The sequence below is a fragment of the Sphingorhabdus sp. genome, assembly GCF_044239005.1.
In the GTDB taxonomy this organism is placed as follows: Bacteria; Pseudomonadota; Alphaproteobacteria; order Sphingomonadales; family Sphingomonadaceae; genus Sphingorhabdus_B.
This window is the reverse complement of sequence record NZ_JBIICH010000162.1, coordinates 1-3987: the sequence shown is the minus strand read 5'-3', so window position 1 is coordinate 3987 and position 3987 is coordinate 1. Positions and strand designations below refer to the sequence as shown.

The following is a 3987-nucleotide window of genomic DNA, read 5'->3' as shown; positions in this document are numbered from 1 at the left end:
CGGCACGGCGGCTTAGGAAATCCAAACGCATCGTTTGGAAATCGCGCGCCAGACCCGCAACCAGCAATCGCTCCCACGGGTCATGCGGATCAATCTGCATAGCCGCCCCTTGCGCCCAGCTGAGGCCCAGCGCATCGCCAAGCGTCGTGAACGCACGCGTCAGCGCAGTCACATCACCCTTTTGCGTCGACGACAATGCCGCGAGGCCAATCGCGCCATCCAACTGCGCCAATTCAACAAGCCGTTCGGCAATTTTGCGTGGCGCGCCATTTTCCATAAGCCGTGCGCCAAAACGCTCCGTCTGAAGCCGGACATCATTGGGCAACAACCCGTCCAGCGCGGCGGACAATTTCTGCACAACGGGCGCATATACGGCGGTGGCAGCACTGACATCACGGCCTTCATGCGCGTTGCGAATGATGTCCGCCATCTGCGCACGTATTTCAACGGCAGCTTGATTGAATAGCATCAGCCGCGTTGCTTCCGGCATCGGTGTCGTATCGATGGCCTGCCACAGCGATGGCAGATCATAGATGCGTTCGGCAATGGCGAAGGCCGCGGCGACATCACCAAGGCCGCAGCCCTCTTCCTCCGCAAGTTCAAACGGGTGCAGCATGCCCAGCCGGTTGATCATGCGGTTTGCCAATTTGGTCGCGATGATTTCCTTGCGCAAACGGTGCGACAGAATCGCGCTTTTGTGCGCCTTGACCATCGCCTCTGGAAACGCAGCCAGCAGTTCGCTGTCCATTGAGGCATCTTGTGCCAAAGGCGCGTCCTCAACGCCGTCCTGCGCGGCCAGCTTTGCCGTCGACAGCAACACGGCCAATTCAGGCCGGGTCAGACCGCGCCCTTCACTTGCGCGCCGGAACAGTTCTTCATTCGGCGCAAGCCCCTCAACCGCACGGTCAAGCCTGCCAGAGCCTTCGAAGATTTCAATGAGCCGGACATAGGCCGGCAAATCCCCTGCCCCGCCGGTTTCCGCAATTGAAAGGGCGAGCGTTTGCAGGCGATTGTCCTCAAGCACCAAATGCGCAACGGCGTCGGTCATATCGGCGAGCAGCACGTTGCGCGCAGGCTCTTTCAACTTGCCGGCACGCATTTGCGCATTGAGCGCGATTTTTATATTCACCTCATTATCCGAACAATCCACGCCGGCGCTGTTATCGATGAAGTCGGTATTAATCCGGCCACCGCGCAATGCGTAGCCAATACGCCCCGCCTGCGTGACGCCAAGGTTGGCACCTTCGCCGATGACCTTTGCCTGAACGTCCGCACCATTGACGCGGATCGCGTCATTGCCCGGGTCGCCGACATCCAAATGGCCTTCGCTTCGGTCCTTAATATAGGTTCCAATCCCACCAAACCACATCAGCTGCACCGGCGCCTTCAATATCGCGGTCATCAATGCAGATGGTTCAATTTCTTTCGCATCAATGCCCAATAATGCCCTGATTTCAGGTGAAATTTTGATCGATTTTTCGGTGCGCGCAAATACGCCACCGCCCTTTGAAATCAGCTTTCTGTCATAATCGAGCCAGCTTGAACGCGGCAGATTGAACAAGCGCTGACGTTCTTTCCAGCTGACCGCCGGATCGGGATCGGGATCAAAAAAGATATGGCGGTGGTCGAATGCGGCGACCAACTTCAATGTTTTCGAAAGCAGCATGCCGTTACCAAAAACGTCGCCGGACATGTCACCGACGCCCGCAACCGTGACCGGCTCCTTTTGAACGTCGATACCCATTTCGGCAAAATGGCGCTGGACCGAAAGCCAACCACCCTTGGCGGTGATGCCCATCGCCTTATGGTCATATCCAACCGATCCGCCGCTGGCGAAAGCATCACCCAGCCAGAAATTGCGTTCCAGTGCGATGGCGTTTGCTGTGTCAGAAAATGTCGCCGTTCCCTTGTCAGCGGCAACAACGAAATAGGGATCATCCCCGTCATGGATGACGACATTGTCTGGATGCACGATACGGTCGTTCACGATGTTGTCGGTAATCGACAGCAAGGTGCGGATGAATATCTTGTAGGCCTCTGTCCCTTCGGCGAACCAGGCATCGCGGTCGACGCGCATGTCGGGCAGCCGCTTGGGGTAAAAGCCACCCTTGGCACCTGTCGGCACGATCACGGCGTTTTTAACGCGCTGTGCCTTCATCAAACCAAGGACCTCCGTGCGGAAATCGTCACGCCGGTCTGACCAGCGCAGACCGCCACGCGCCACGGGGCCAGCGCGCAAGTGAATGCCTTCGACGCGCGGCGAATAGACGAACACTTCGCGCCAAGGCAGCGGCGCAGGCAGGCCGGGGACTTTCGCGCAATCAAGCTTAAACGCCAGCGCTTCTGCCGCAGCCGCCGAAAAGGCGTTGGTGCGGACCGTCGCCAAGACGATCGCCAAGAAGCGGCGCAATATCCGATCTTCATCGATGGCCGATACTGCCGCCAAGTCCGTGTTGATCGACTTCACATATTTGGTGATCTCTTTTTCGCGGTCACCGGAATGCGCGGGGTTATGCCGAACGTCGAACAGGGCAATAATTGAACGCGTAACATTGGCGTTTTTGGCCAATGCCGACACCACAGTCGGCATGCCGTAGGTGACACCGGTTTGACGCAAATAGCGATACCATGCCCGAAGCCAGATAACCGACTGCGGATCGAGACCGCCGACCGTCACCAGCTGGTTAAACACATCATTTTCAAAGCTGCCATCCAAAACCTGGCTCAGCGCGCCTTCGATAATGTGCGGACGTTGCATCACCGTTGCCACATCGCCGCCGCGCAGCGACAAGCGGAAATCGTGGATATAATTGCCGTCGCCCAATGCGCTGGGCAATTCTTCCAACACGTCGAAACCGAAATTCTCAAGCGCCGGAACAACATCGCTGAGCGGAAGCGCGCCGCCGCCGCTGTAAATTTTGAGCCGAAGATTATCGCCGTCGACGAACAGCCGGGTGACTTTACTGTGGTCGCGCTCCATGGTCAGCAGGCCGACCATATCACGCGCAGCTTCTTCGGTAGAATAGGTGCTGCGATAATTGGCGGGAAAACCCGCGCCGTAACGCACGAGCATGGCGGCCGCGCGCTTTTCATCGGTCAGCGCCGCAAGCGCCGCTTCGACCGCAGGCTCCCATCCGCGCACCATAAGCTCGACTTTGTCATCAAGCGCGGCCTCGTCGACCTTTTGGTCGCGATCTGGCAGGTCGAGCGTGTAGCGCAGCAAGGCGACGCCGCCGTCCTCCAGACCAATCGTCCAGCCGAGCAAGCTACCGCCTGTGGCGTCTATCAGCATATTTTGGATCTGCTTGCGAATGCCTGTCGAAACATCATCGCGTGGCAACCAGACGAAAATATAGAGATGGCGGCCAAGTGGCGACCGCAGCGCAATCAGCTTCGGCCGTGGGCGATCCGTTAACGACATTGCAGTGAGCGTAACGCGCTCCAAATCATCCAATTTTAGCGCAACCAAAAGATCGTGGGGTAGCGCCGTCAGTGCATGCGCCATCGCCTTGCCCGCATGCCCCGAAGGGTCAAAGCCGAACCGGTCCATAAGCGCCGCCAGATGCGTTCTCAGCACGGGTATTGCCTCTGGGGTAGTTGCGAGTGCCGCGCTCGTCCAAAGCCCTGCAGTGACCGCTACGCCCGAAACACGACCGCCGGTTGTGACTGGAATGACGATTAGATCCAATTGGACGTTACGGTGCACCGTCGAGACCCGGTTGGATTTCAGCACCAGCGGTGCGACGCCGCCGTCTTCAAACCATTTGATCGCAAGGCCAACGCTGTCCTCTGCAAGAACCGGTGCATCCGTCACGCGCGATAGACCAAGGCGGTCGGACCGCGTGCCATTGCGGCTGATGCGTTCGTGCGCCAGAACCGTCATATTATTTTTGGAGAACCAACGAAGGAGCGCAGCGCCCTCACTTTCCGGCAGGCTGTCAGCGTCAGCGGACAAAGCCGCGAGCATATCGCGCCAGTCAGTCACCG

The 3987-nt window shown here is 58.3% G+C and carries 1 protein-coding gene; it reads right to left on the bottom strand.

The features are described from left to right. Positions 1-3987 (bottom strand): NAD-glutamate dehydrogenase domain-containing protein (locus tag ACILQA_RS10330; protein ID WP_395629617.1); only part of this gene is annotated, 3987 nt, incomplete at both ends.